The organism is Pseudomonas sp. TJI-51 (assembly GCF_000190455.2).
Lineage (GTDB): Bacteria > Pseudomonadota > Gammaproteobacteria > Pseudomonadales > Pseudomonadaceae > Aquipseudomonas > Aquipseudomonas juntendi.
The window spans coordinates 13095-15063 of the sequence record NZ_AEWE02000186.1 but is presented as its reverse complement, the minus strand read 5'-3'; the positions used below and the strand labels follow the sequence as shown (position 1 = coordinate 15063).

Sequence of the window (1969 nt, the reverse complement as noted above, 5' to 3'; positions counted from 1 at the left end):
GCGATCCCTGTGGGAGCTGGCTTGCCTGCGATCAGCTCACAGGCTCAGCCGCATCGACAGGTCGACCGCCTTCACATCCTTGGTCATCGCCCCGATCGAGATGTAGTCCACGCCCGTTTCGGCAATCACCCGCAGGGTGCTCTCGTTAACCCCGCCGCTGGCCTCCAGCTTGGCCTTGCCGGCCGTGATGCGCACAGCCTCACGCATTTCTTCCAGGCTCAGTTCGTCGAGCATGATGATGTCAGCCCCCGCCGCCAGCGCCTCGCGCAGTTCGCCAAGGCTCTCCACTTCTATTTCCACCGGTTTGCCCGGGGCAATGCGGTGCGCAGCCGCCACGGCCTGAGCCACGCCACCGCTGGCGGCGATGTGGTTCTCCTTGATCAGGAAAGCGTCGTACAGGCCGATGCGGTGGTTGTCGCAGCCGCCACAGGTCACCGCGTACTTTTGCGCCAGGCGCAGGCCAGGCAGCGTTTTGCGGGTGTCCAGCAGGCGCACCTGGGTGCCTTCTACCAGGCTGGCAAGAAAGCGCGCACGGGTGGCGACACCCGACAGCAGTTGCAGGAAGTTCAGGGCACTGCGCTCACCGCTGAGCAGCGAACGGGCTGGGCCTTCGAGGTGAAACAGGGGCTGGTTGGCGCTGGCACGGTCACCGTCAGTGACTTGCCAGTGCACCGCCACCCGCGGGTCGAGCTGGCGGAAGACCGCATCGACCCAGGCAGTGCCGGCGATCACACAGTCCTCGCGGGTGATGATGGTCGCCTTGGCCAGGCGCTCGGCCGGGATCAACTGCGCGGTGATATCGCCACTGCCGATGTCCTCCAACAGCGCACGGCGCACGTTGGCTTCGATTTCAGCGGTCAGGTCGGCAAGGCGTAGGTTCGGCATGGTCGGCTCCACAAGCAAGATGCCCGCGATTATAGGGCAGGGGGCTGGTGTGTACAGCCGCCTTGGCGCCGACCTTCGGTCGGCGCGTGGCGGGCGCCTGCCTGGGGTGAATCCGTGCTGGCAGCGCTGCGGGTTTTTGCCGATAATGGCGACCAGTATTTGGCGTCATAGCTTTGACGATACCTGCTGCGGCGGGCCACACACCCTGCAAGGAGTCCAGGATGCATGAAGAAGGCAAGGTGGTGCCCCTGGCGGCCGCCATCGACCGAGGCCGGCGTGCGCCTCTGCCTTGCCTTCCGGTGTTGCTGCTGCAAGTCCGCGACAAGGCCGCCCTGCAGTTGCGCCTGGGCTTGCAGGCGCTGTTCGACAACGCTGACGACACCCTGTTCGAGATGGCTGACAAAGCCTTCGAGCACGCCGACCAGAACTTGTACTTCGAGGCCATGCGCGACCTGCGCCTGAAGCGCAAAAGCATTGAGCGTGGCTTTCTCGACATCTTCCATGCGACTTTCGCCCGCATCGGCCAGGCGGACCTGTTGCTGCACCTGGCCCAGCCGGGGAACACGTGCGGCAAAGCGCAGGCCGAGCGGGGCGCTGCTGTCGAAGGCATGGTAGGGCGCGTGCTGGCACGTCATCGCCCGGCCTTGCAACAGCTCGGGCTGCGCTTGCAGGTGCTGCTCGACCGCCCCGTGTACGAGGGCGACAACCCGCTAGGGCCCGCCGCATTATGTGGTTACTTCCTCGATGCCGGGCGTAACCTGGGGGTTTGCCTGCGGGTGAAGCTGGTGTTGCTCACGCTGTTCGAGCGCTATGTGCTCAGTGACGCCGATGTGATCTACGGCGAGGCCAACCAGCTGCTGGCTGCCGCCGGCGTGCTGCCCGAAATGCAACCGGTACCGCGCCGGCCTGCCGAGGAGCGGCGCCTGGGCGCGCGACGTTGCCCGCCCATGCCAGGCCAGGATGTGGGCGCGGACGCAGCCGGGCAGGCGTTTTTTGCCTCGTTGCAAACCCTGCTGGCGCCGGTGCGGGGGCAATTTGCCCCACGTTTGCAGGGGGTGGCTGCCGCCCAGCCGATCAGCACCGC

2 protein-coding genes are annotated in these 1969 nt (G+C 66.1%); one reads left to right on the top strand and one right to left on the bottom strand.

What is annotated here, in order from left to right:
• Nucleotides 1-36: 36 nt before the first annotated feature.
• Nucleotides 37-885 carry a carboxylating nicotinate-nucleotide diphosphorylase gene (gene nadC / locus G1E_RS26720; protein WP_009682701.1) on the bottom strand — a complete coding sequence of 283 codons (849 nt, stop codon included), beginning with the start codon at nt 883-885 and terminating at the stop codon, nt 37-39.
• 221 nt (nt 886-1106) lie between these two features.
• Between nadC and G1E_RS30030 the strand changes: the two genes are divergently transcribed.
• On the top strand, nt 1107-1969 hold an 863-nt coding region (locus G1E_RS30030), incomplete at its 3' end, for a DUF1631 family protein (protein ID WP_047150283.1).

Excerpts from the sequence above, each read along its gene's own strand:
- nadC (WP_009682701.1), bottom strand. The coding sequence starts at position 885 with ATGCCGAACCTACGCCTTGCCGACCTGACCGCTGAAATCGAAGCCAAC.